Raw genomic sequence first — 25780 nt, 5'->3', positions numbered from 1 at the left:
TCATCAGCAGAATAGTTAGGACACACACGCTAAACCACTTCTGTCGTTGCATAAATACCTCACGCTAAAGTGGCACGCAATAAAACGTGCCGAAATTTGATACCAAGTAAACGAGAAATACATACCAGCATATACTACAACAGAGTGATAATGGCAGTACGAAAATATGTAGCATTTCTTAATTTTCGGAATAAGCAACTACCATAACCCTACCTGTAAGCACTATGTGCTTGCTGGTTTGACGTTTCTTTTTTCTGCACCAGGTTATACCATCCAAAAGATGACCCTTCCTGCGGAGAGCCGGCAATGACGCTGCAAATTGGAATTTATGTTTTGATAATGTTGAGGTATTAGATTTTGCAGGGCCCTATGAAGTCTTTACCTGCGCAACGCGTGTGGCAGGTGGATCCGAACCGCGTTTTAGCGTGTTCACGCTCGGAGAAAAGCGTGCCTCAGTGCGCGCACGTGCTGGATTAAAGATCGATTCCGACTACGCCCTCGACGATCACCCTGCGTTGGATTGTCTGATTGTCCCCGGCGGGGTGGTTACCGCAGAGATAGAAAAAACCGCGGTTATTGACTGGCTTACTCGCCAAATCTCGCAAGCAACCATTACTGCATCTGTTTGCACTGGTGTTTTTTTGCTCGCCAAAACCGGACTGTTTGACAACCGTTCGGTAACCACCCATTGGGAAGACATTGCCGATTTGAAGATGATGTTCCCGAACTTGGACGTGAAAAGTGATGTGCGCTGGGTTGATCAAGGGGCGTTTGTGTCATCAGCAGGGATTTCTGCTGGTATTGATATGAGCCTGCATCTGGTCGAGCGTTTTGCGGGACGTACGCTGGCAGAAAGAACCGCCAGACAACTGGAGTTTGACTGGACAGAAAACCCTGACTGATGCAAAACAGGTTGTCGAACCAACCTCAGATTGACGGCAAAGTCACTTTCTCCCCTCGTCGTCCTCGGCGAAAGCCTGGGATCTCTGTGAGAATGAACACGTTTCTTCGGCAAAAGATTCCCGCCTTCGCGGGAATGACGGTGGATGTCAGCAACGCCAGGCTGGCTCGCCAGCCTGTTACTGTGCTTTATTTCACTGCATTGCTCATGATTTTACCGAGTTTTACCACCCACTCCTCACAGCGTTGCATCGCCGGCGCATAAGCTTTGTCGTTTACCATAGTGACCGGTTGGATCTCCAGCACTCGCCCCTTAAACAAGGTTGAGCACACCTGGTGCACCACTTTTTCATTCATTATCGTTTGCAGGCAGCGAAATTGGGGCGCATTCGGCATCGCTAGATCTTTCATTTCCGGTTTGATACGCTGACGCAACATTTCTTTTTCAGCACTGGCGACCACTGCGTCCAAATTACGATCGCTGGATGCCACGGGGATATTGCCTTTTGCATCTGCCGGTAAGGTATAAAGCGTGACCAGTACTTTACGCATGGTAGCAGGATCAACGTATTCCACCTGAAAAGTATAGTAATCCGAGACCACTTCAACCGTGCGTCGCTGCAAGCCATCTAACGTTTTCGGTAACACATCGGCAATCTGCTGCGTGGTATAACCCTCGATAACATCGGAACTCGTCGTCTGTGCCAAACCATACAGTGGCAGCATCATCAACAATCCGCACATACCCTGTTTTATTCTCATGGTGAACTCCTGACAGTGAAAAAGTATGCGCATGCCATCACGCAGTATTCTAATTATAACACTAGCGCCAAAAAGGATTTTCTATCCCGCTATTAGCGGCTTTTTTTACCGGAATGCCGAGAATTTGCCTCTAATGTGATCAAAAACAATACGTTAAAAACCAGCAGGTTTCATGCAGGGTACTGTTTGCTCTTGGGTTTACGTGTATGATTGCACGCTATTTGAGAGGCAGAGCACTATCCCGTGGAGAAATGGGCAGAGATTATGCGTGTAAACCTGACACTGTTTAAAAGTGACAATGTGCTTTTAAACAGCTTTAACGTTTTTATTTTGACACTACTGGGCTGCATGTTAGGTTCACATGCGCGTATGTCAGGCATCGATCTCTCTGTTCTCTGGCCCGTGAACATTCTGGTTGCCGCCCTGTTTTATCGCTATCACTACCTGAATACGCCGTGGTATTGCTGCGTTGCCTATAACGCCATGATCGCGTAAGATAGCTTGCTTTATGGCTGGGGCGTCAGCGCCTTCACCATTAATGGTGTCAACCTGGTGTTTATCTTTGTGCTGGTCAAATTATTGTGTTGGCCAGAACGATATCGTCAGCAAGAAGCCGATATCACCACCTCATTACACCTGTTTGCCTCCTGTATGATCGCAGCTCTTTGCTGTGCGTTGGTTGGCGCTTTCGCGCAACACATGGCCGAGCAAACGCGTCAGCCGTTTCAACAGGATGTGCTCAACTGGTTCAGTGATCAGTTTTATACCGCAGTACTGTTTTTACCGTTACTGCTGGCGCTGCGCAGCGATTTCACGTTGCGCATGCCCAAAGCAGACTGGCGCAGCAGCATTCCCTTACTGTTTCTTGCGCTGTCACTGGGATTGGGTACGCTGGTTGGTCCGATTGCCATTCTGGCGTTCCCCCTGCCCGCGCTCACCTGGTGCGCCATCGTGTACCCGTTGTGGGCGATACGCCTGATTACCTTGTGCACGGGTATTGTTGAACTGATCGCAACAGCGCTTCATGTTCAGGGGATTTATGACCATCAGGATGCCCTGTTTATGCAGGCGATCACCATCGCCCGTATCAGTATCGCCGCCATCATCTTTAGCCCGTTGCTGATGGCCATGAACGCCAAAACCATCCGCCAGCTCAATCAGCGCTTGTTGATGCAGGCCAGCCACGATTTCCTCACTCACCTGCTTTCGCGCTATGGCTTTAACGATGCGTTAAACCGTTACGGGAAAATACCCCGTTATCGCCAAGCGGCCATCAATGTAATGCTGGTTGATATCGATCACTTCAAAACCATCAACGACAGTTACGGACACGATAACGGTGACTATGTTTTGAAACACGTCGCGAATCTGATTAAGCAATCCATCCCTGAGCCGGGCTTGGTGAGCCGCATCGGTGGAGAAGAGTTTACGGCAGTGTGTTTTGATTTCTCTGAGCAGGACTTTTTTGCATTAGCAGAACACTTGCGCATGCAAATTCACGACACACCCTGCATCATTAATGGCTCACCGGTATCCGTTGCCGTGAGTATCGGTATTGCCTATGCGCCTTCTTCAGCGATAGACCTGACGCAACATGTGCACCAACTCTTTGCTGCCGCCGATAAAAATTTGTATATCGCCAAACGGGAAGGCCGCAACCGGACGGTACAGTAAGCGACTATTTCGAGCACTGACTGCCCTTGTGGGATAGGCACTACGTGCAAATGCAGGTTGCCTGATACCGGCTAAGGCAACCTGTCTCATCGTACTTTCACCGTCATCAGACGCAGGGGAAGCAAAACGCAGCGATTACATTAATAGAAGCCAAGCAGTTTCCACCACAGTAAGCCCACGCTGAAGGTCAGCACTACGTTAAAGGTAACCACCGCCGCATTAATTTTATAAAAGCGCGGTCGCGTGAAATAGCCCTGAGCGAAATAAATAGGCCCCGGCCCGCCGCCATATTCGGTATTGCCCCACATCAGGTTACTGAAAATCCCGAAGCAGATGGCAACCATCATCGGTGGTGCCCCTGCGGCGATGGCTGTGGCAGCAAAAGGCACATAAAGGGCAGCGACATGTCCGGAAGCCGTGGCAAACAGGTAATGCACATAGATATAGAGCACGCCCAGCAGCACAAAGGTTTCCATGGTACCAAACCCGTGGATCAAGCTAACCAGCAAGCCCGCCATTCATTTGATGAATCCCAGATCGGAAAGCCCGGTAGCCAGACTGATGATAACGCTGAACCAGATAACCGTATCCCAGGCAGCATGATCTTTCAGCAGGGCTTTCCAATCAACGGCACCGACGGCAAACAGATACGCCGCAAGCCCTAATCCTACGGATGTCGCGGACAGGCCGGTGATCAGGCTGGTTCCCCACCCCACCAATGCCAACAGAAAACCAAACGCCACTTTCTTTTCCGTTGTGGTCATGGGGCCTAACTGAGACAGCGCCTCACGTCCCATCACTTTCGCTTCCGGCGTGCGTTTCAGTTCAGGGTTCACCAGCTTGTACACCAATAATGGCATCAAACAAAAGCAGACCAGAGCGGGCACCACAGCGGCAATAAACCATCCGCTCCAGGTTATTTCAACACCAAGCGAGCTTTTTGCCAGACTACTCACTAAGGGATTCGCGGCCATACCAGTCAGGAAAATGGCACCGGTAATCGGGGTAAACTGAAAGCAGACCATAGTCAGGAAATCCCCGATCTTTTTACCGCTTTCACCCGGCGCAGATCCTAATACGGTATAATAGAACGCGCGATGGGGAAGATTATGCCCCCTGAACGGGCGGTAACCGAGGGAATCGCGGGTGCCATGATCAAATCAGATATGCCCAGTGAATAGGCAATACCCAGGCTGCTGCCGCCAAATAAAGAAAGCATTTTATAAGCGATACGCTTACCCAGTCCTGAAGTGACAAACCCCAGAGACAGGATATAAGCGCAGAAAATCAACCACACCGTGCCGCTGGCAAAACCAGACAGCGCTTTTGCTTCGGTAAGCGTTTGGGTAAAGATGGCCACGCAAAGCGCGATCAGCATTACCGCCCCCGAGGGCAATGGCTGCGTCAGGATGGCTGCGATGGTAGCAGCAAAAATGGCGAACATATGCCACGCCTGGGGAGAAAGGTTGGCAGGTAGGGGAGCAAGCCAGATAGCGATGCCTAATGCGATGGGCACCACCACGGTGAACACCTTTTTCCCTGTGGATGAATCCGATGACATAATCATCTCCTCATACGTAGAGCGGGTGAACGCCGGACATTACGACCGGCTGGCAGAGCTTTTCAGCACCTGATCGACCATTTCTGGTGCCATTCCCAGATAGTTGGTCGAATCGGTCAAACGCTCAATCAGTTCAGGTGCCAAACGGTCGGCCACGTTCGGCATCGCATTGAGCACATCCGCCAGTCGGCCGCCTTTCTCATTCACGATGCGACAAGCATCGTAGACGATATCGTGCGTATCCTGCCGACCAATATAAGGTGCCAGCCCCATCATCACCGCTTCCGCGACGATAAGTCCCTTGGTCATATCAAGATTACGTGCCATCGCCTGCTCGTCCACGATCAGACCGCTGAGCATAAAGTTGGCCTGATGCAGCGCACCGGCGGAGAGAATGAAGCTTTCAGGAATGGCGATCTATTCTGCATGCCACGGCCCAGTGGCACGTTCGAGATCCTGTACCATAGCATCTAACATCAAACCGGCTTGCTGTCGCACACCTTTGGCACATGCCAGCATCAATTCGCTCGAAATAGGATTGCGCTTTTGCGGCATGGTGCTGCTGACACCACGCCCCTTCACAAAGGGTTCATACAGTTCGCCAAACTCATTGGATGCCATCAACATCACATCATAGGCAATCTTGCCCAGCGACCCGGTCATCAGCGCCAGCAGGTTAACCGCTTCGGCAAACCCATCGCGCGCCACATGCCAGGTAGAGACAGGCACCCCTAGCCCCAAATCTTCCATCAATGCTTTCTGAATGCCCAACCCTTTATCACCCAGAGAGGCCAAGGTTCCGGCGGCACCGGCAAATTCACCGACCAGAATACGAGGACGCGCCTGCTCCAAACGATCCTGATGACTATCGAACATATCAAGCCAGATAGCCGCTTTATAGCCGAAGGTCACTGGCAAAGCCTGCTGCAAATGGGTACGCCCTGCCATCGGCGTAGTGCGATAACGCTGCGCCAGGCCAGCAAGCGTCCCACGCAATGTCTTGATTTCCTGCTCAATCAGCTCAAAAGCATCACGGATTTGCAAAACCACAGCGGTGTCCATAATGTCCTGAGTGGTTGCCCCCCAGTGAACAAACCCACCGGACTCACCTGCCTGTTTGGAGATTTGATGCACCAGCAGCAAAATCGGGTAGCCGACAATTTCGGTTTCATGACGCAGTAGATCAAAATCCAGCGTATCGGCATTGCAGCGCTGGGCAATCTCTTGCGCCGCCGCCTCAGGGATGACGCCACAGCGCGCCTGCGCTTTGGCAAGCGCTATCTCAACAATGACATATTTTCTAATCAGCTCGTGGTCGTCAAAAACGGCGCGCATTGCTGGCGTGCCAAATGCATCACGAAACAGTACGAAATCAAGCACATTCGAAGCCATAAAAGCATCCTGAAATGAGAGTAAGAGTGATAAACTGCGCCTGTCATGCCGTAATGGGGTTACCAGTAAGCCAATACTGTTAAGAGGCATGACAGGCGCATCGGGTACTCACCTATCTGTACTATTGTTTACGTACAAGCGCAGTTAAATGTACGAACAAATTTAAATATACGGACATTGTGAATGTACAGATAAGATAGAATGTACGGACATTAAAGCGAAAGCGTTTTAGCGCAGCTTTGTGATATTGATCAGCTATGCGGGAAAAAAACCGTTGCCTATGAAAGAATCGTTGTATCGGCGCATTGCGCGTGAACTTGCACAGCAAATCCTCTCCGGACAATATCCGGTGGGCTCCCTGTTACCGACGGAAATGGTGTTGTGCGAGCACTATCAGGTCAGCCGACACACCATGCGAGAGGCGCTACGCGACCTGACCGAGCAGGGATTGATTACGCGACGCAAGGGGTCAGGCACACAAGTGGCTGACAAAGCGCAGCATAAAGGGCTAAACCACCCGCTGGCTTGTCTGGAAGATCTGTTTTTTCTGGCGAAAAACAATCCGCGCGTCGTGAAAAGGATTGATGAAGTGGTTGCTGACTATGACCTGGCACAGACTATCGGCTGTGAGCCGGGATCTCGCTGGCTACACGTTGCCAGCATTCGGGAAGACAGCGAAAACAAAGACGCCCCCATATGCTGGACGGACAGCTATGCCAGCGCCACCTTCACCAAAGTGCGCCAATTGGTGCGCAGCGATCCCTTTGCGCTGATCAGCGATCTGATCGAAACCCACTACGGCATTCAAAGTGAGGAGGTGCGGCAGACCATCTCTGCGGTCACCGTGTCAGCGAAAATTGCCAAGGTGCTGGGCATTGAGCCAGGATCGCCCGCACTGAAGATTGTACGCCGCTATCTGGATCGCGATGGCAATACGTTTGAAACCACGATTTCGGTGCACCCTGCCGATCGCTATGCGTGTTCTATCGTACTGACGCGGGCAAAAGGCTGAGAGCGCCGCGTTCCTCATGAAACGGATATGAATCACTCACACGTTGCAGATACGTTTATAATTCAGTTGCTATAGTAGTTTCAGTATAACTACGGAGAGAGATTTTTGGACAGTCAAAGCAATATACGTTGTGAAAGCATTGATCGTAAAAACAACAGCATTATCTCTCCGGCAAACTGACACACTCTAATGTGCGTAGCTTGCCGGTAACGGCGGGCAACGCAATCAGCATTTCGATCACGATTGCATCCCTGTTAAACGTTCATCCATAACGGCAGATATGAAAAGCCGTATAAACAGGAAGCATCAGAATGCATCTCTACACTTACGCACTCTTCCCTCCCAGCCATCAGCGCCTTTATATCCAGTAATCACTTGTTTTCAGGCAGCGGTGAAGGCGTTATAACAGCCCACCACCACCTTAACGTCAAGCGATCATACTGAATACACGCCCGGTTTCTCTGGATATTTCTGCGATCCTGGCGTTCCGGCATCACTACGTTCACGTTATCGCTTCTCAGCGGTTAAGGAGCCGAAATGGACGATCACCCCAGTCAGCAATCTACAACGCGTTGCAAAGGATGACACGCTAACTCGTTTGCTTCTCCATCCTCTCTGCCACGCATAACAATTAGTCCGTTTGCACATCATGCCCTTGAAGGACGGCTTCTCCACGTCTTTAAAAAGACGTCCTGAAAGCTATGTGCCTAAAAATGAGTAACGGTTATGACTCAGATGTTAGAAAACTTGCCCGTTCTCCGTCAGCAGTCGGTAAAAAAAAGTTACCTTATTGCAGATGAAGCGACAAAAAGCCTTGATAGCACCCTGACCTCGCTTTCTACCAACCTGGACGGTTTGGTTGAGGCAGAGGCAAAGGAGCGCTTACTTGAAAACGGCCCCAACCAGGTGGCGCAAGAGAAAGTGCCTCCCGCGTTAACACGGCTCATCAGCGCCTTTAATAACCCCTTTATTTTTATTTTACTGGCGTTGGCCGCCATCGGTACGTTTACCGATTATTGGCTACCCTTGCAGCGCGGAGAAGAGACCGACTTAACGGGCACCATCATCATTCTGGTCATGGTAACGCTGAGCGGTCTGCTACGTTTCTGGCAAGAGTTTCGCACCAATCAGGCAGCAGAAGCGTTGAAATCTCTCGTACGCACCACCGCCACCGTACTGCGCCGCGCCCATCCCAATGCTCGCGCAGAATGCCATGAGATCCCGCTGCAAGCGTTAGTGCCTGGCGATATCATTTTACTTTCAGCAGGTGACATGGTGCCCGCAGATGTAAAACTGGTTGAATCGCGCGATCTGTTTATCAGCCAGGCAGTCCTAACCGGTGAATCCCTTCCCGTAGAGAAATATGACACCTCAGCCCATGTGGCAGAGAAATCCTGTCAGACGCCTATCGATCAGGAGGGGGCCTCTCTGCTGGAAATGGGCAATATCTGCCTGATGGGTACCAATGTCTCCAGCGGTATCGCCAAAGCCGTTGTCGTGGCTACCGGTAATCACACCTACTTTGGTTCGTTGGCTAAATCCATCATAGGCACCCGTGCGCAAACGGCGTTCGATCGCGGTGTCAACAGCGTGAGCCGTTTGTTGATCCGCTTTATGTTGGTGATGGTGCCCGTGGTATTGCTGATTAACGGTTTTACCAAAGGTGACTGGGCCGAAGCAGCGCTTTTCGCGTTGGCCGTCGCGGTTGGTCTGACGCCAGAAATGTTGCCAATGATTGTCACTGCCAACCTGGCGAAAGGGGCAATCAGAATGTTGCGCAGCAAAGTAGTCGTCAAGCATCTGAACGCCATCCAAAACTTTGGTGCCATGGATGTGCTCTGCACCGACAAAACCGGGACATTGACGCAGGATCGCATCATTCTCGAACACCATCTGTGCGTCAACGGTAAAGAGAGCGAGCAGGTGCTGAGACTAGCCTGGTTGAACAGCTTCCATCAAAGCGGGATGAAAAACCTGATGGACAAGGCCATCATCCGCTTCGGCAAGGAAAAGCCGAACATTGCGGCGCTGACCCAACATGACAAAATCGATGGGTTGCCCTTTGATTTTATTCGCCGCCGCCTGTCCATTTTACTCAACAGCGGAAACCAGCAGTACCAGTTGATCTGTAAGGGCGCGGTAGAAGAAATGCTCTCCATTGCGACTCATATCGACGATAACGGTGAAAAACATCCACTGGATGATGCCCGTCGTAGCGCGCTGCTTGCACTGACCGAGCGTTATAACCAGCAGGGTTTCCGTGTATTGATGATAGGAATGCGTGAATTTGGTGCCAGCGATTACCACTTCCCACTCACCGAGGCTGATGAGCGGGACATGGTAATCCATGGCCTATTGACCTTCCTCGATCCTCCGAAACCCTCATCCGCTTGCGCGATCACCGCGCTGCGAGAAAACGGTGTGCAGGTCAAAGTGCTCACGGGTGACAACCCGGTGGTATCCAGCAAAGTGTGCAAAGATGTTGGGCTTGATGCAGACCAGCCACTGCTTGGTGCGGATATCGATAAAATGGATGATGCCACGCTAGCGCGCGAAGTGGAGCAACGTACACTGTTTGCCAAGCTGACGCCGATGCAAAAATCGCGCGTACTAAAAATGTTGCAACGCAACGGGCATACCGTCGGCTTTTTGGGGGATGGTATCAACGATGCTCCGGCACTGCGTGATGCTGATGTCGGTATTTCGGTGGATACCGCAACGGATATCGCCAAAGAGTCAGCAGAAATCATTCTGCTGGAAAAAGACCTGATGGTACTGGAACAAGGGGTGATCACCGGACGTGAGACATTCGGCAATATCATCAAATACCTGAACATGACCGCCAGTTCCAACTTCGGTAACGTGTTTTCCGTGTTGGTTGCCAGCGCCTTTATTCCCTTTTTACCGATGCTGGCCATTCATCTGCTGCTGCAAAACCTGATGTACGATATCTCCCAGCTTAGCCTGCCGTGGGACAAAATGGACAAGTCGTTCTTACAACGCCCGCGCAAATGGGATGCAAAGAACATTGGTCGCTTTATGCTATGGATTGGACCGACCTCTTCGTTGTTCGACATTACGACCTTTGCCGTGATGTGGTATGTGTTCGCCGCCAACAGCGTCGAGCATCAGGCATTATTTCAGTCAGGCTGGTTTGTTGAAGGGCTGTTGTCGCAAACGCTGGTAGTGCATATGTTGCGCACTCAGAAAATTCCCTTTATTCAAAGCACCGCAGCGCTACCGGTGATGCTGACCACCGCATTGGTCATGGCGATTGGGATCTATATTCCGTTCTCACCGCTGGGGGCGTATATCGGTTTAACGCCGCTGCCGTGGGAATATTTCCCCTGGCTGGTCGGCACCTTGCTGAGCTACTGCCTGCTCACTCAGGTGATGAAACGCATCTATATCCGACGTTTCGGTCAGTGGTTCTAAGCTGAACAGACGGTCACTCACGCAACATTGCGCGTCTTTTGCCTTGCGGCGTGAGTCATCTTAATCGTAGAGTTTCTCTTCATCACCGCGCGCTGGCGTTCGGCTGGCGCGCAGTCGTTTGACAGAGGCATTAAGCGCCATCGTGCCATGCAGCAAAATGTTGCTGGCAGGGCGCAGTGGTGATGCCAGACGCTGCTGCAATAACCTGATCGCCTCTTCGCCCAATTCATCACGCGGCACATGCAGCGAGGTCAGAGGAATATCATGCAACGCCAAGAGGTTAAAACCATCAATGCTCATGATGGAGATATCCTGCGGTACGCGCATCCCCGCATGTTGCAGCGCATTCATTGCCCCTAACGCCATAAAATCGCCGCCGGCCAAAATAGCGGTTGGTCGCTGATCGTTCGGGCACTGTGCGAGAAATTCCGTCAATGCGCGTTCACTTTCCGCAGCGCTAAAACCGTTTGCCAGCAGCAGATGACGTGGCTCGTCAAAAGGAAGATTATGGGCGTTAAGCGCTTCACGGATCCCTTGTAAACGCCACTCCATGGTATAGCGCCGCAAGCAGACCAGATTGAGAATGTTATGGTGCCCTTGCTCAATCAAATAGTGCATCGCCACTTCGCCAATCAAGCGGTGATCCGGCGAGACGCTGGGTAAACGCATCTTTCTGTCATAGCTGTTAATCAGGATACAGGGTTTACCCAAATCCGCTGCCAGGGCGTGAATATAGGGATCATCTATCCCAATTAGCAGGGCTGCTTCCGTAAGGGGATCGTTCATTTTTTCCAGAAACAGGGCTGCATCACTGTTGTTTTCTTCCAGGCCACAGTAGCGTAAACGCACCTCATGGGGAGCCAACGCATTGACAAGCCCCTGGATCACTTTGTAGTAAAAGATGTCAGACCGCGAATCAAACGCTCGCGACGGTGCAAACACCATAATTCCGTTGATTAACAGGCGTCCAGAGGCGATATCATCAAGTACACCGTACTCTCGCGCACATGCCATCACGCGCTGCTTGGCTTTTTCGCTAGTGTTAAATTTGCCTGATAACACGCGAGATACCGTACTGATAGAAAGCCCGGTTTGTGCCGCAATTTCCTTGATTTTAAGCTTTCCATTCATTTTGTGATCCCCTTCAAATTTGAAGATGAAAAAATTTTCACACTAGAATTGCCCATATCCTAACCGGTTTTTATGTCCAACGCTAAAATAAGCCAACGTTATGAAAATTTTTGCAAAAAAGGGCGTATCCCACATCGATTATCTCTTTTAGGCTTAATTGGTAGACCAATTGAGAAAACAGAACCTCAAGAGGAGTCTTATATAAAAAACTGAATTTTAATATAAATAATCAGAATATAGCGATAGGGTGAGTATTTTAGGTTACTGATGGTGTAACAGAAAGAATAACTTATCAGGCCAAATCAATCATCACCCTCTGACGGAGATTATCATGAGTCTCAATATTGACAACGCTGCCCCCGCAGCGCACGGGAAACGAAAAATCAAAAACCTGCGTTGGTGGGTTTTGGGGCTGTTTCTCTTAGGCGTCACCGTTAACTACATTACGCGTAACTCGTTGGGTATCCTGGCACATGAATTAAAAGCCACCATGGGGATCACCATGGAGCAATACTCCTGGATCGTTGGCGCATTCCAATTAGCCTATACCATTTTCCAACCGCTGTGCGGCTGGCGGATTGACGTGATTGGTCTGAAAGTCAGCTTCCTGGTGTGTGCCTCTATCTGGGCCCTGATGTGTATGTTCCACGCAGGCGCAGGCAGTTGGTTACATCTGGCGATTCTGCGCTTCTTTATGGGGGCTTCAGAAGCGGCAGCTACGCCAGCTAACGCCAAAACCCTCAGGGAATGGTTCCCGAAAAAGGAACGTCCGATTGCCGCAGGTTGGGCTGGCGTGGGCTTCTCTATCGGTGCCATGTTAGCGCCGCCCATCATTGTTATTGCACACAGCTACCTCGGCTGGCAGGGCGCATTCATGTTCTCCGGCGTTCTGGCCATGCTGTGGGTGGTTCTGTGGTGGTTGTTCTATTATGACCCGAAAAAACACCCAAATCTGAGCAAAACCGAGCTGGAATTCATCAAACAGGACAACGAACCTGCGCCGGTTAAGCTGCCTTTCTTCACTGCACTGAAAATCGTGGGTAAAAACAAACGCTTTTACGGTATTGCCATTCCGGCCTTTATGGCAGAACCGGCCTGGGCCCTGCTGAGCTTCTGGGTACCGCTGTATCTGGCAAAAGAGCGCGGAATGGATCTGAAACAGATCGCCATGTTCGCCTGGCTGCCCTTCCTGGCTGCTGACCTGGGCAGTATCGCCAGTGGTTACCTGACTCGCGTCTATACCCGTCTGTTTGGTTGCAGCCGCGTCAACTCTGTCGTTGCCAGCTCCGTCACCGGCGCATTTCTGATGATTTCGTTGGCATTAGTCGCGCTGACTAAAGACCCGTACATCACCATCCTGCTAATCTCCGTCGGTGGTTTCGGTCACCAGATCATCTCCTGCATGCTGAGTGCGCTGGTGGTTGAATCGTTCGAGAAAGGCCAAATGGCAACGGTCAACGGTATGCGTGGCTCCTTTGCCTGGATCGCCAGCTTCCTGTTCTCACTGCTGATTGGTGTGACAGCAGACAAAATCGGCTACAACCCGCTGTTTATCGCAATGGGCTTCTTTGACCTGATTGGTGCCATCTTCCTGGTTGCCTTCATCGCCGAGCGTCGTAATAAAGCGCGCGCTGCATAACGTGTTGTCGAAAGGCCTTGTTACGACAAGGCCTTTCGTACTGTGATGTCTTCGATTGTTTAGTTTGGAACGTTGCTATGAAAATTTTGAAAAACTGGGTGCTAAGCCAACAAACACAAGCGTTTGTTGAAATCAACGTAGACAACCAGCATCTGTTTCGCCTCTATGTGCTGGAAAATGACCTGTTTCGTGTGCTGATCAAACGTAAAGGGGAACTCGCCCTGGCTCGCACTTGGAGCATCGCCCCGGAAGCAGGGAAAGATGTGGCATGGGAAGGACGTAAACGCGAAAGCACCGCGGGCTTTGCCCTGCCCGGCTTTACCCTGACGACCCTTGAAGACGGTCTGCAAGTCGCTACCGATAAACTGCGCGTTACCGTGCATCAACCGCTGTGGTTGTCATGGGAATACCGTGACCAACAGGGTGAATGGCAATCGCTCGCAGCCGACTGCCACACCAGTGCGTACCTGCTGAATGCCCACGGTGATGGCGTTGAGCACTATCAGCGTCGCCATCCGCAAGAACAGTACTACGGGCTGGGTGAGAAAGCCGGCGATTTGAACCACGCTGGCCGCCGTTACGAAATGCGTAACCTCGATGCCATGGGCTACAACGCGCAGTCTACCGACCGGCTTTACAAACACTTACCCTTCACCATCATTCGTCGCGGTGACGTCAGCTTCGGGATGTTTTACGACAACCTGAGCAGCACTCGTCTGGATCTGGGTAACGAACTGGATAACTACCACGTTGCTTACCGTCGCTACAGCGCAGAAGCTGGCGATCTCGACTACTACCTGTTCCTCGGTCCACGCGTGCTTGATGTCACCAAGAAATTCGTGCGTCTGACCGGTAAAACCCTGTTTGGCCCCAAATGGAGCCTGGGTTACAGCGGTTCGACCATGCACTACACCGACGCTCCTGATGCACAGCAACAACTGCTGAAATTTATCGAGCTGTGTAAAGAGCACGCTATCCCGTGTGATTCGTTCCAGTTGTAATCCGGCTACACATCGATTGGCAACAAACATTACGTTTTTAACTGGAACTACGATAAAGTGCCGCAACCGAAAGTGCTGAGCCAATCGTTCCACGATGCCGGTCTGAAACTGGCTGCCAACATTAAGCCGTGCCTGTTGCAAGACCACCCGATGTACCAGCAGTTGGCAGAACAGCAACTGTTTATCCGTGATTCCGAGCAAGATGCACCAGAACGCTCCTGCTTCTGGGACGATGAAGGCTCACACCTTGACTTCACCAACCCTGCAACGGTGAAGTGGTGGCAAGATAACGTCACCTCGCAACTGCTGGAAATGGGTATCGATTCCACCTTGAACGACAACAACGAATATGAAGTGTGGGACGTCGAAGCGCGCTGCTTTGGCTTTGGCAAACCGATCGCCATCAAACACATTCGCCCGGTAATGCCGCTGCTGATGATGCGTGCATCGATGGAAGCGCAACAGCGTTTTGCACCGGAAAAACGCCCTTACCTGATCTCCCGTTCCGGCTGTGCCGGGATGCAGCGTTACGTGCAAACCTGGAGTGGCGATAACCGCACCAACTGGATCACGTTGCGCTATAACATCCGTATGGGTGTTGGTATGAACCTCTCCGGTTTGTACAACGTCGGTCAGGATGTTGGCGGTTTCTATGGCGATAAGCCTGATGCGGAACTGTTCGTACGTTGGGTACAAAACGGCGTGATGCACCCGCGCTTCACCATTCACTCCTGGAATGACGATCACACGGTCAACGAACCGTGGATGTACCCGGAAGTCACCCCGGCAATCCGTGACGCCATTGCACTGCGTTATCGCCTGTTGCCTTACCTGTACACCCAGTTGTGGCACGCCAGCCAGGACGATGAGCCGATGCTGCGCCCCACCTTCCTCGATCACGAACACGACACCGTCACGTTCCAGGAAACCGATGACTTCCTGCTGGGCCGTAATTTGCTGGTTGCCAGCGTGGTTGAACAAGGTCAGCGTCAGGTTTACCTGCCGAAGAACGGGTCTGGCTGGTACGATTTCTACACCGGCACCTGGTTCAGCGGCGGACAAACCATCACCCTGGATGCGCCGTTGGAACGCCTGCCGTTGCTGGTTCGCGCCGGTGCGATGCTGCCAACTTCTGCACGCTTGAAGCACGTCGAGCACCAAACGGACGATCAGCGCGATCTGCTGCTGTTCCCACCGTGCGGTAAAGGTCAGGACAGCGGCCTGCTGTTTGAAGATGACGGTGAAACCCATGTCTGGCAGCAAGGTAACGCACTGTGGCTGCATTGGAACATCACCAGTGACAACTCACGCATTGATGTGACCTTCACGCAGGAAGGTGACTTTGCTCCTGCCTGGAAACGCCTGCATGTTCGTTTGCCTGCGCAGGACCAACGCACGCTCTACATCAACGGTGAAGCACAATCTCACTGGGATCGCGCGTAACGGCACCCCATCGACTACGTCACTTACCCCTCGTCATCCTCGGCGAAAGCCGGGGATCTCTGACAGAAAGAATGCGTTTCCCCTGTGCGAGATTCCCGCCTTCGCGGGAATGACAGTGGTGGGCGGGAATGATGGAGGGAACTACCGAGATATTGTTCAAAGCCTCACCAAACAGAACAATGGATATACGTTTCGTCACGTGGCTGATCTATGCTGGGTGTAACCGCCGCAATGACATTGCGGGAGATAACCCAAAAAGGATGGAAGAACGATGACGCATTGTGGTTCCCCTACCCGCCTCACGGCCGCACAAGCGCTGGATTTACTAAGTTCGCAGTATAACGATGCGGTTAACGCGCTACGCGCAGCCATAAAAACCTACGTGACAGATGGCTCCTTGCCCGATGCAGAAGCGCGCCGCAACGGGTTGTTCGTCTACCCAGAATTGCGCGTAAGCTGGGATGGCGTACAGCAAGGGAAAAGCCGCACCCGCGCCTATGGGCGTTTCACTCATACTGGAAGTTACAGCACCACGGTCACGCAACCTGCGCTATTTCGCCGCTATCTCTCTGAGCAACTGACCTTACTGGTCGAAGAGTATGGCGCGCACATTGAGGTATACCCATCACAACAGGAAATTCCCTTTCCTTATGTGATTGACGGCTCTGATTTAGCGCTGGAGCGTTCGATGTCTGCCGGGATTTCGCAGCACTTCCCCACCACGGAACTGGCCCAAATTGGCGATGAAACTGCAGATGGTTTGTTTCACACCACCGATACCCGTTTTCCGCTTTCGCATTTTGATGCCTTGCGTACCGATTTCTCTCTGGCACGCTTGCGCCATTACACGGGTACAGCCATCGAGCATTTTCAGCCTTATATCCTGTTCACCAACTACACGCGCTACGTGGATGAGTTTGTCAGTTGGGCCTGTGAACAAATCGCCGATCCTGACAGTCCTTACGAGGCGCTCGCCGCCGCAGGCGGAATATTCCTCACCGGTAAAGACGCCACCGCCGAGGCGTGCGTTTCTGATGTTGCCTGGAAGAAACATCAGATGCCGGCTTATCACCTGATCGCCAAGCAAGGGCCGGGGATCACTCTCATCAATATTGGCGTTGGGCCTTCCAACGCCAAAACCATCTGTGACCATCTTGCCGTGCTACGCCCGCACGCCTGGCTGATGATTGGTCACTGCGGCGGGCTGCGCGAAAGCCAAACCATAGGCGACTATGTGTTGGCGCACGCCTATCTGCGCGACGATCACGTGCTTGATGCCGTGCTCCCGCCGGATATTCCCATTCCAAGCATCGCCGAGGTGCAGCGCGCGCTGTACGACGCCACCAAAATGGTGAGCGGTATGGCTGGCGAAGCGGTAAAACAGCGGTTGCGTACCGGCACGGTGGTGACCACCGACGACCGTAATTGGGAGCTGCGCTACTCCGTCTCCGCGCTGCGTTTCAACTTGAGCCGCGCCGTGGCTGTGGACATGGAAAGTGCGACGATTGCAGCACAAGGCTATCGCTTCCGAGTGCCTTACGGCACGCTGCTCTGCGTCTCTGACAAGCCGCTGCACGGTGAAATAAAGCTGCCCGGTCAGGCCAACCGTTTTTATGAAGGCGCCATCTCCGAGCATCTGCAAATCGGTATTTGCACCATGGATCTGTTACGCGCAGAAGGCGACCATCTGCATTCACGCAAACTTCGCACCTTTAACGAGCCACCGTTTCGCTAAATACCCGCTGTCGGGCCCTCCCGGGCCCGACAGCGATTATCAGAATTGCCGGACACAAACAGAAAAATAGAAATAACCAATTGATTTACATCAACAAGAAGAAAAAAACTTACTGCATAGCCTCTTTATGTCCTCCCACCAGCAACAATCCCATCTGTGGCGCAACTACACTTACCGCAATTAATTACTAACGGTCATTATCAGCACCACCACCGATCACGTGACTAGCGTGTCATTGACGTCCTGCACCAGGCTGCGGCGTCGCCATACCCACAATAACAATGAGGTACTATTATGAATAAGTTCGACGCTACCGAGCCATCTCGCCGTGATGTGATCAAGCGTACTGCCGCCCTCTCCGTGCTGGCACTCACCGGCATCAGTGGTTTTATGGTTCCCCACGTCACCTATGCCGCATCGTTGACCAAAGCACAGCCTGACAGCATGACACCTGACGATGTCATCAAAAGCTTTAAAGCGGGCAATGCGCGTTTTCGGGAAGGAAAAATGCAACAGCATGACTTCGTAGCGCAAAAAATCAGCAGCCAAGAGGGGCAGTTCCCCGCAGCGGTGATTTTAAGTTGCATCGACTCGCCCGCGCCTGCTGAAATTTTGCTGGATACGGGCATTGGCGAGACGTTTAACGCGCGCGTGGCAGGCAATGTGCAAAATGAAGACATTCTGGGCAGTATGGAATTCGCGTGTGCGGCGGCGGGTGCCAAAGTGGTGCTGGTGATGGGGCATACCGCATGCAGTGCCGTGGCCGGCGCAATAGACAATGTTGCGTTGGGCAACCTGACCGGGCTGCTGAACAAGATTAAACCCGCCGTCGAGAAAACCGTCTATGAGGGCGACCGTACGGGCAAAAACATGGCGTTTGTCGATGCGGTAGCGAAAACCAATATGGCGCTCACCGTCGAACACATTCGTGAACATAGCCCGATTCTGAAAAAGCTGGAACAAGAGGGAAAAATCAAGATCGTCAGCAGCATGTACCACCTGGTTGGCGGCGAAGTTGAGTTTCTGAGTTGAAGCCTGCCTAAGAAAAATGTGCCATAACCCTCCTGCCGTGGCAGTCAGACTGTCACGGCATCCAAACCGGATTAGATGGATTTTGGGTAACGCCCATAATAACGCCAGAACGCTACGCTAAAATTGTTGGCGTGACGATATCCCACCCGCCAGGCAACTTGCGCAACCTGTAAGCCTTGCTCCAACAACCGGTGCGCTTCTTCCATGCGCAATTTTAACAACATCGGCCCCGGCGTGGTGTTGAAATGGCGATGAAACGCCAGCTTGAGCTTGTATTCGCTTAAACCGACCGCTAATGCCAGCGCGCCGAGAGAAAGGGTTTCGCTCAGGTGTGCCACCATCCAATCACGAGCGCGCTCCACCGCTACCACATCCTGAGGATGTAAGCGTGCCGCTTTCCGCGTCTCCTCAAACAAATAGCGGTGCGCAGCCAGCAGATTCAGGGCATGGATGTGCATGGAGAGCATATCGCCCTGTGCCTGTTGCAGTGCGTGCAAGTGCTGTTGCGCGACAGGGGCCAACCGGCTGTAGGCATGCTGCCGCAGTCGATAATCACCAAACAGCCGCTCTGTTGCCGCACCGCCAATGTAGCGCTCTAGCATCGATTCACTCACCAACAGGCGCAGTTGGTCCACTTTTTGTCGTTCCGGGTAATAACGTTCACCCAGGCTATGATGAAAACTGGCGATGGTCACATGCTGTTGGCGGAACGTCATGCTGGCACCCCGTTTTTCGCTATAGTTCGACTTGCCGTTCAAACCAAAAGTCATCACCAACACAGGCTGAGAGTGGGCGGTTTCAGCTTCCTCCACCAGCGGTTTCAGCGGCTGATAGGAAGAGGTCACCAGTGTCAACCCGTCAGCAAGCGTATCCGATTGCGACCAGCACTGGCCAAACTGATCCGGCAACTGGCGACGGTTACCCTCGCGCAATACCATACGCGGCATCACACGCTGCGTTGATGAACCTCGCCCTTCTCCCATTTTCTCTCACCTCCCGTCCTCAGAGAAAAACCGCCGTCACGCAGACAAACCAAGACAATAATAATTCTCATTTATAGATAACATAAGGCTATCCCTGGCGGCAACGCCCACGTTAACCAACGCGACGTGATTAACGCCGCAACACAGCCTGCAAGGAGCCACTATGTTCCCCACCACGTTGACCGATTTATGGACACTGACCGCCAGCAGCATCAAAACAGAAGCCATTCGACTGGCCCTGGATAGCGCACTGTTCGATCAACTGGCACAGCCCTCAACGGTTGAGCAGTTCGCGCTGCGCCAACAATGGGAACCACAGCAAGCCACAGCGCTGTTGGAACTGCTGTGGAGCATGAAACTGCTGACGCGCGACGCGGCAGGCTATCAAACCAGCGCCGAGATGCAAGCCTATCTGTGTCAAACCGGCGAGCGTTATATTGGCGATAGCTGGCGTTTTCGCTATCAATCGCTGCGTGACGTCGGGCAGCAGCTCGCCGCACTTATGCAGCAAACATCCGGTACATCGCCTCCCGCAGCTCGCATGGATGCCGGTTGGGCGCAGGCAGCGCAAGAGCAGCGAGCTCTGACAGTCGATCGTGCCTGCGACATAGTGGGCGCATTGCCAGAGTTCCCGCAGGCCAAAACGTTGCTGGATGTGGGCGGTGGCCCAGGCATGATCGCCATCGGCCTGACACAGCGCCATCCCACGCTGCAAGGGGTGGTGTTCGATTTGCCACAAACTGCCGCAGTGGCGCAAGAGAATATTATTGCCGCCGGTCTGCACCAGCGTTTAAGCACCGCTAGCGGAGATTTTTCCACTCAACCGTTTGCTGCAGGCTATGCCGATATTATCTGGTGTTCTTCCTTTCTTCACTTTGTCGAAGATATCACCACCAGCATAGCGCAACTGTTCAACGCATTGACGCCAGGCGGCGTGTTGGTTGCTGTGCACGCAGAAATAGCGTCCAACCAAGAGGATGCCGCATCGGTATTGCCCTTCTACCTGCCATTGATGCTGCGCGGACGCAGGGTAACGCGAGAAGGGGAATTGGCATCGTTGCTGTGTGATGCCGGTTTCAGCCGTGTAGAAACACGGCGACATCAACCTTTTCCGATGTCGCCACTGACCGTCTTAATCGCACGAAAATAGGCGCATTCCCGTCGTCTTCGGCGCAGGCCGAGGACCTCGTGCGGAATTAACGCATTTAGCCTGTAGGTGATTCCCGCCTGCGCGGGAATCACAGGTGGCCGCGTTATGCGGTTGTAAACAGTTGGCGCGGGATCTTCGTCAAACGCTCACAGCCGTTTTCCGTCACCAGCACCGTTTCGCTGATGGCGAGGCCCGCCGCATACAAGTACATGTGAAACACCATACCGGCTTCCAGCAGCCACTCAGCCGTGGGTAAAAACACGTGGCTAAAATCGCTGGTGCGCGGCGTCGTCTTCGGATAATAACCAAGCGTATAGCCGGTAATGCTGGCGTAATCCTGACGCAGCCCTGCTTTTAGTACCGCATTACGTGCCAGTGCATCGATGTCTTTAGCCACTGCACCGGGCTTCATGGCCGCGAGCTGCTTATCCTGGATTGCGATCAGTTGCTGAGCAATCTCTTGCTATGCGGGTGACGCCGTACCGATAATCACCGAACGCATGATCTTGGAGCTGTAGCCGCGTTTAAAGGAAACCACTTCAAGATGCAGGATATCGCCCTGTTCCAGCGGCCGTTCCTGCATGTTGGCATGCAGAAAGCTGTTGCCACCGCCGGTCGTGACGATGCCACAGCGGTTGGAATCCATCCCGTGGCGGATCAGGACACGGTGGATAATTTCTGCCGCCTGACGCTCCGTTTTCCCAACACCCATTTCGGCAACCACTTCACGGATCGCCTGATCGTTCGCCGCCGCTGATTGTTTGATGCACTCGATTTCCTGCGGAATTTTGCGAGTGCGCAATTGTTTAAGCACACCGGAGAAATCTTTTACCTGAATCTGTGGCAACATCGCCTGCAAGCGCTGGAAGCGGTTGATGGTCATGCAGTAAGAATCGAAATCGATGCCGAGCGTAGCGCTTTCCCAGCCGCGAGCGCGCACCGTATCGGCCAGCACCGCTAACGGATCCTGCCAGTCATGGAAGGTGACGGTGTCAGTGATCCAGCTATTTTCGCTGAACGCACGCTCGTCCATGGCGCGGAATACCATCACCGGGTCGCCCGTTAACGGCAGCAAGCAGGTATGGTACATGTTTTCGGAAATGCCAAATCCAGTGAGATAAAACAGGAATTCAGTCTGGTCAATCAGCAACAGGGATATATCCCTATCTTGCATATAAGCGCGGATCTTTGCGACGCGCTGCTGATACTCGTGGAGCGGGAAAAGCCAACTTTCATTCATAACGGTTACCTGATGTCGTTTTTTTTCTATTCACCACACTCGTAATCCCCAGTGTCACTATTGTCACGCCGATCGACAGCACGCTGACGGCTGCAATAGAAGGATCGAGCTGAAACTGTACCGTGTTCCAAATTCGCACCGACAGCGTTTGGCTGCCATGATCGGAAAGGAACAATGCAATAAGCAGTTCATCAAACGAACTGAGAAACGAGAAAATCGCTGCCGAGAACATACCCGGTGCGGCAAGCGGCAGCGTGATGCGTCGTAATACGTTGAAGTGGCTGGCCCCCCAGGCTCATTGCCGCCTGCTCCAAGCGATAATCCATGCCTTGCAGCGTCGAAGACAAAATAATGGTGGCAATAGGCAGCGCAATCAGGGCATGCCCGATAACAATACGGGTGAAACTGTTAAACAGCGCCAACTCGGAAAAGAAGAAGAACAGCGTCAACGCCACAATCACGTTGGGCACAATCATCGGCAACACAATCAGCGCACACACCAGACTTTTAACGACAAAACGACAGCGCACCAGTGCCAGAGCGGCAAACAGCGCCAGTACCATGGCTAACAAGGTGGACATTAGCGCAATGATAAACGACAGGCCGATAGCCTGTAGCCACTGCGAGTCCTGCAAAATCGCGCGCATCCACTTCAAGGAGAATCCTTGTGGTGGAAACTACAAATAGCTATTGGTACTGAATGCCAGAGGAAAGATCATCGCAATCGGGACCAACAAAAAAGCGAGGGTCAACTGCGTGATCAGTAGCGGCAGCCAGCCGGGGCGGTTTCCGTTCATCCTTTCGCCTCAAAGAGTCGTTCCAATCCCACGACCCGAACATAGACCCAAAACAGCAATAAGGTGCACAGCAGCAGCAACGCAGACAGCGCCGACGCGAAGCCCCAGTTGAAATAGACTTCCAACTGATTTTCGATAACCATGGCGATCATGGTGTCGCGCGGGCTGCCCATCAGCGCCGGTGTCACGAAGAAGCCAATAGACAAAATAAACACCAGCAGGCTACCCGCGGCAACGCCAGGCAGCGACAGCGGCAAAAAGATGCGCCAAAAGGCTCGAAAGCGCGAAGCGCCAAGGCTATACGCCACCCGCAGCAGTTGCGGATCGATACCGCGCATCACGCTGTAAAGCGCCAGTACCATATAGGGCAGCAAGATATAGGTCATACCGATTAACACGCCGAGCGGGGTATACATCAGTTTGAGCCGCGTATCGATAAGCCCCAACGCCCGTAGCACCTGATTGACAAACCCATCACTGCCCAACAGCACCATCCAGGCATAAATGCGCACCAAGACACTGGTAAAATGGGGAATAATGATGATGACAATCGCCATACTGGCTAATCACGCAGGGAGTTTACACAACACCCAGGCCACCGGATAACCCAACATCAGCGTCACCAGCGTGACGAGCAGTGAGGTGCGCAGCGTAATCCACAGCACTTGCAGCCAGACTGGTTCCTGCACAATGCGCGCAAAGTGCTTGCTGGTAAACCCCGGATCGAACAGGCTGTAACCAAGCATTTTCGCCAGCGAAATCAGCAAAAAAATCGTCAGGGCCAACAGCGTTGGTGCCAGCAATAGCCAGGGTTTCCAGCGACTCACACGCCTGTCATCCCGCCCGTTCATCGCTGAGCCTCGGCGGGAATAAACCAGAGACTTTCCGTTGCCCACCCGATACGCACGCTGGCTCCCGGCCGCAGAGTCCCCTCCAGCGCCGAGTTCTGTAACTGCGCTAACAACGTCGCGCCATCACTCAGCACCAGCGTTAATTTAAGCGTATGCCCCAGATAGAGCATTTCAGCAATGGTGGCGCTAATCGGCAAATGTGCGGATGAATCTCCCGGCAGCACAATGCGAATATGCTCTGGCCGCAGCACCGCCAAGACCGACTCTCCGACGCCAAGATGTGCTACGCCCTTACCGCACACCGTTTCACCGCTTGAAAGGCGCATGTCATAGCCGTGTTGCTGAATGGCGCTTATCTGGCCGTCGATAAAGTTGGATTGACCAATAAATTCAGCCACCCAGCGATTCTTTGGTTTGGTATAGAGATCGTGCGGGGTATCAATTTGGGCAATCCGCCCCTGTTGCATCACAGCAATACGATCGGACAAGGTCAAGGCTTCTTCCTGATCGTGGGTGACAAACACCACCGTAGAGCCGGAAGCCACATGCAACCGTTTTATTTCCAACTGCATATGTTCGCGCAGCTTTTTATCCAGAGCACCCAGCGGCTCGTCCATCAACGATCGTTAATCAGCACGCACCCTTGGCTGGGTTCGGTAAAGCCCGCGACCATCATCAACATGGTGGTTTTCCCTGAACCGCTGGCGCCAAGCAGCGTGATAAACTCGCCTGGCGCAATCGCCAAATCCAGATTATCGACGACGGCAACCTGTTCGTAGCGCCGGGTCAGCCCCTCAAGGCGGAGTGCAGCTCCTGTCTGACGCCGGGAGCTGTGGTGTGTTAAATCCGTTTTCATTACCCCTGACCCAAGATCCATGGTTGCCAGATTTTGCCCACTTCCTCAATGTTATCTGTCCACCACTGCGCATCTTGCACAAAGGAGCGCGAGTAATACTCAGGGTTGGAAGGTAGTTTCACCAAATCCTCTGGGCGAACAAACTGGAAGGCTTTTTTATTGGTGGGGCCATAGGCGATAAACTGGGTAATTTTCGCCTGAACCTCGGGCTGTAACGCAAAATCAATCAGCAACTGCGCATTTTCCGGGTTCGGAGAGCCTTTCAGCACGCTCCAATACTGCAACTGCTGTTTGATCTGGTTCCACTCAATGGCTAACGGTGCGCCCTGATCGATCAGCGCTTGTGCACGACCGTTCCACAATGCCCCTAATACCGCCTCTTTGCGCGCCATCAATTGTACGGATAGCGCCCCCGTATCCTACCATTTCACGACATGGGGTTTGATTCGGCTCAGAGAAGCAAACGCACGCTTGATGTCAATTGGGTAGATGTCTTTCATGTCTACGCCATCGGCAAGCAAGGCAAACTCCAGCTCAGTAGAAGTGGTGCGCAGATCTGTTAAAGTACGCGGACCGGGGAAACGCTCCGCATCCCAAAATTCTGCCCAGGTACGGGGATGGTTGCCATCACGGTCGAGAAGAACAGGTTACCGACCATATTGGGACGGCGTACTTCGGGGAAGATATCGTCGGGATTGGTAAACTTCATGCCCGCGTAGTTGATTGGCATCAACGCCCCGGCCGCATTGAGGTTGGTTTGTGTGACATCGCCGATATCCAGAACATCAAGCGTCACACGTCCTGCTTTGATCATTGCCATGATCTGCGCAGCCGTAGAAGGCTGAATGATCACTTTAATGCCGGTCAATTCCGTAAAAGGTTTATAGACCGCATTTTCCAGCGCTTCCTGATAGCTTCCGCCAATCCCGCGCACAATCACTTCTTTGCTGGGTGCGGCAAAAACCGCAGGTGAGAAGGCACCGAGCAGAGCCCCTGCACCAATAATCGATGTTTGTTTTATTAAGCGACGACGATCGGCATTAACCCCTTCATCAACGCTGGACGGCATGAAACGCTGTTGCTTTTCGTTTCCTTTGTTCATATGTTTTTCTTTGAGAAACAAACGGTAAGAAACTACTTTTCTCTGATGTCAGCAACATAAGACACGGTTTAATCAAAATGAGGA

At 52.5% G+C, this 25780-nt stretch carries 20 protein-coding genes and 4 pseudogenes; 10 read left to right on the top strand and 14 right to left on the bottom strand.

Going from position 1 to position 25780, the window contains the following annotated elements:
• The first annotated feature begins 290 nt into the window (after positions 1–290).
• The gene (locus tag CS369_RS05275; RefSeq protein ID WP_196906297.1) at positions 291–902 is read left to right on the top strand and encodes a DJ-1/PfpI family protein; all 612 of its coding nucleotides are present in this window, start codon (positions 291–293) and stop codon (positions 900–902) included.
• Positions 903–1089: 187 nt separating this feature from the next.
• On the opposite strand, the gene CS369_RS05270 is transcribed toward CS369_RS05275, so the two are convergent.
• Complete coding sequence (locus tag CS369_RS05270; protein WP_196906286.1) at positions 1090–1662, bottom strand: hypothetical protein; 573 nt, start codon at positions 1660–1662, stop codon at positions 1090–1092.
• A 264-nt stretch (positions 1663–1926) separates the two neighbouring features.
• Between CS369_RS05270 and CS369_RS23050 the strand changes: the two genes are divergently transcribed.
• Entirely contained in the window at positions 1927–2157 is a 231-nt protein-coding gene (locus tag CS369_RS23050; protein ID WP_244664783.1) for a hypothetical protein, read from the top strand.
• Between the two features lie 6 nt (positions 2158–2163).
• Positions 2164–3336 (top strand): GGDEF domain-containing protein, encoded by a 1173-nt coding sequence (locus CS369_RS05265; protein ID WP_244664782.1) that lies wholly within the window; start codon positions 2164–2166, stop codon positions 3334–3336.
• Between the two features lie 140 nt (positions 3337–3476).
• On the opposite strand, the pseudogene CS369_RS24820 reads toward CS369_RS05265, so the two are convergent.
• A pseudogene (locus CS369_RS24820) lies at positions 3477–4897 on the bottom strand (DASS family sodium-coupled anion symporter).
• A 39-nt stretch (positions 4898–4936) separates the two neighbouring features.
• Positions 4937–6289 (bottom strand): annotated as a pseudogene (locus tag CS369_RS05255) (adenylosuccinate lyase family protein).
• 280 nt (positions 6290–6569) lie between these two features.
• On the opposite strand from CS369_RS05255, the gene CS369_RS05250 reads away from it, so the two are divergent.
• A complete protein-coding gene (locus CS369_RS05250) occupies positions 6570–7301 on the top strand; it encodes a GntR family transcriptional regulator (protein ID WP_196906296.1) in 732 nt (243 codons plus the stop codon).
• Positions 7302–8027: 726 nt separating this feature from the next.
• Positions 8028–10736: a magnesium-translocating P-type ATPase gene (mgtA, locus tag CS369_RS05245; protein WP_196906285.1), complete on the top strand. Its 2709-nt coding sequence runs from the start codon at positions 8028–8030 to the stop codon at positions 10734–10736.
• A 60-nt stretch (positions 10737–10796) separates the two neighbouring features.
• On the opposite strand, the gene CS369_RS05240 is transcribed toward mgtA, so the two are convergent.
• Entirely contained in the window at positions 10797–11867 is a 1071-nt protein-coding gene (locus CS369_RS05240) for a LacI family DNA-binding transcriptional regulator (RefSeq protein ID WP_196906284.1), read from the bottom strand.
• 331 nt (positions 11868–12198) lie between these two features.
• Here CS369_RS05240 and CS369_RS05235 point away from each other — a divergent pair, with 331 nt between their 5' ends.
• The 4 genes and pseudogenes from CS369_RS05235 to CS369_RS05220 all read left to right on the top strand — a co-directional run bounded on the left by CS369_RS05235 (position 12199) and on the right by CS369_RS05220 (position 18717).
• The gene (locus tag CS369_RS05235; RefSeq protein WP_196906283.1) at positions 12199–13506 is read left to right on the top strand and encodes an MFS transporter; all 1308 of its coding nucleotides are present in this window, start codon (positions 12199–12201) and stop codon (positions 13504–13506) included.
• A 77-nt stretch (positions 13507–13583) separates the two neighbouring features.
• Positions 13584–15950: pseudogene (locus CS369_RS05230) on the top strand (TIM-barrel domain-containing protein).
• Between the two features lie 271 nt (positions 15951–16221).
• Positions 16222–17685, top strand: a complete 1464-nt coding sequence (locus CS369_RS05225) for an AMP nucleosidase (RefSeq protein ID WP_196906282.1) — start codon at positions 16222–16224, stop codon at positions 17683–17685.
• Positions 17686–17979: 294 nt separating this feature from the next.
• Entirely contained in the window at positions 17980–18717 is a 738-nt protein-coding gene (locus CS369_RS05220; RefSeq protein WP_196906281.1) for a carbonic anhydrase family protein, read from the top strand.
• A gap of 71 nt (positions 18718–18788) precedes the next feature.
• On the opposite strand, the gene CS369_RS05215 is transcribed toward CS369_RS05220, so the two are convergent.
• Positions 18789–19700, bottom strand: a complete 912-nt coding sequence (locus CS369_RS05215) for a helix-turn-helix domain-containing protein (RefSeq protein ID WP_196906280.1) — start codon at positions 19698–19700, stop codon at positions 18789–18791.
• Between the two features lie 163 nt (positions 19701–19863).
• On the opposite strand from CS369_RS05215, the gene CS369_RS05210 reads away from it, so the two are divergent.
• A complete protein-coding gene (locus CS369_RS05210) occupies positions 19864–20850 on the top strand; it encodes a class I SAM-dependent methyltransferase (protein ID WP_196906279.1) in 987 nt (328 codons plus the stop codon).
• 103 nt (positions 20851–20953) lie between these two features.
• Here CS369_RS05210 and CS369_RS23045 read toward each other — a convergent pair.
• From CS369_RS23045 to CS369_RS05160, 9 genes and pseudogenes are all read right to left on the bottom strand, one after another.
• A pseudogene (locus CS369_RS23045) lies at positions 20954–22090 on the bottom strand (M24 family metallopeptidase).
• On the bottom strand, positions 22083–22322 hold the full coding sequence (locus CS369_RS25055; RefSeq protein ID WP_374191033.1) for an ABC transporter permease: 240 nt from the start codon (positions 22320–22322) through the stop codon (positions 22083–22085). Before CS369_RS25055 ends, CS369_RS23045 begins: the two are co-directional and overlap by 8 nt.
• Positions 22282–22737, bottom strand: a complete 456-nt coding sequence (locus CS369_RS05190) for an ABC transporter permease (protein WP_280514723.1) — start codon at positions 22735–22737, stop codon at positions 22282–22284. The genes CS369_RS25055 and CS369_RS05190 overlap by 41 nt, the downstream gene beginning before the upstream one ends.
• 146 nt (positions 22738–22883) lie before the next feature.
• Positions 22884–23444, bottom strand: a complete 561-nt coding sequence (locus CS369_RS05185) for an ABC transporter permease (protein ID WP_196906276.1) — start codon at positions 23442–23444, stop codon at positions 22884–22886.
• A 9-nt stretch (positions 23445–23453) separates the two neighbouring features.
• Positions 23454–23714 carry a hypothetical protein gene (locus CS369_RS05180; protein WP_196906275.1) on the bottom strand — a complete coding sequence of 87 codons (261 nt, stop codon included), beginning with the start codon at positions 23712–23714 and terminating at the stop codon, positions 23454–23456.
• A 20-nt stretch (positions 23715–23734) separates the two neighbouring features.
• A complete protein-coding gene (locus tag CS369_RS05175; protein WP_196906274.1) occupies positions 23735–24355 on the bottom strand; it encodes an ABC transporter ATP-binding protein in 621 nt (206 codons plus the stop codon).
• Positions 24355–24594, bottom strand: coding sequence for an ATP-binding cassette domain-containing protein (locus CS369_RS05170; protein WP_196906273.1), 240 nt, complete (start codon positions 24592–24594; stop codon positions 24355–24357). The genes CS369_RS05175 and CS369_RS05170 overlap by 1 nt, the downstream gene beginning before the upstream one ends.
• Positions 24594–24986, bottom strand: coding sequence for an extracellular solute-binding protein (locus CS369_RS05165; RefSeq protein ID WP_196906272.1), 393 nt, complete (start codon positions 24984–24986; stop codon positions 24594–24596). Before CS369_RS05165 ends, CS369_RS05170 begins: the two co-directional genes overlap by 1 nt.
• Before the next feature lie 167 nt (positions 24987–25153).
• Positions 25154–25696 (bottom strand): hypothetical protein, encoded by a 543-nt coding sequence (locus CS369_RS05160; protein ID WP_196906271.1) that lies wholly within the window; start codon positions 25694–25696, stop codon positions 25154–25156.
• Positions 25697–25780 lie beyond the last annotated feature (84 nt).

This window comes from Candidatus Symbiopectobacterium sp. 'North America' (genome assembly GCF_015762685.1).
In the GTDB taxonomy this organism is placed as follows: Bacteria; Pseudomonadota; Gammaproteobacteria; order Enterobacterales; family Enterobacteriaceae; genus Symbiopectobacterium.
This window is presented reverse-complemented; position numbering and strand designations above follow the sequence as displayed.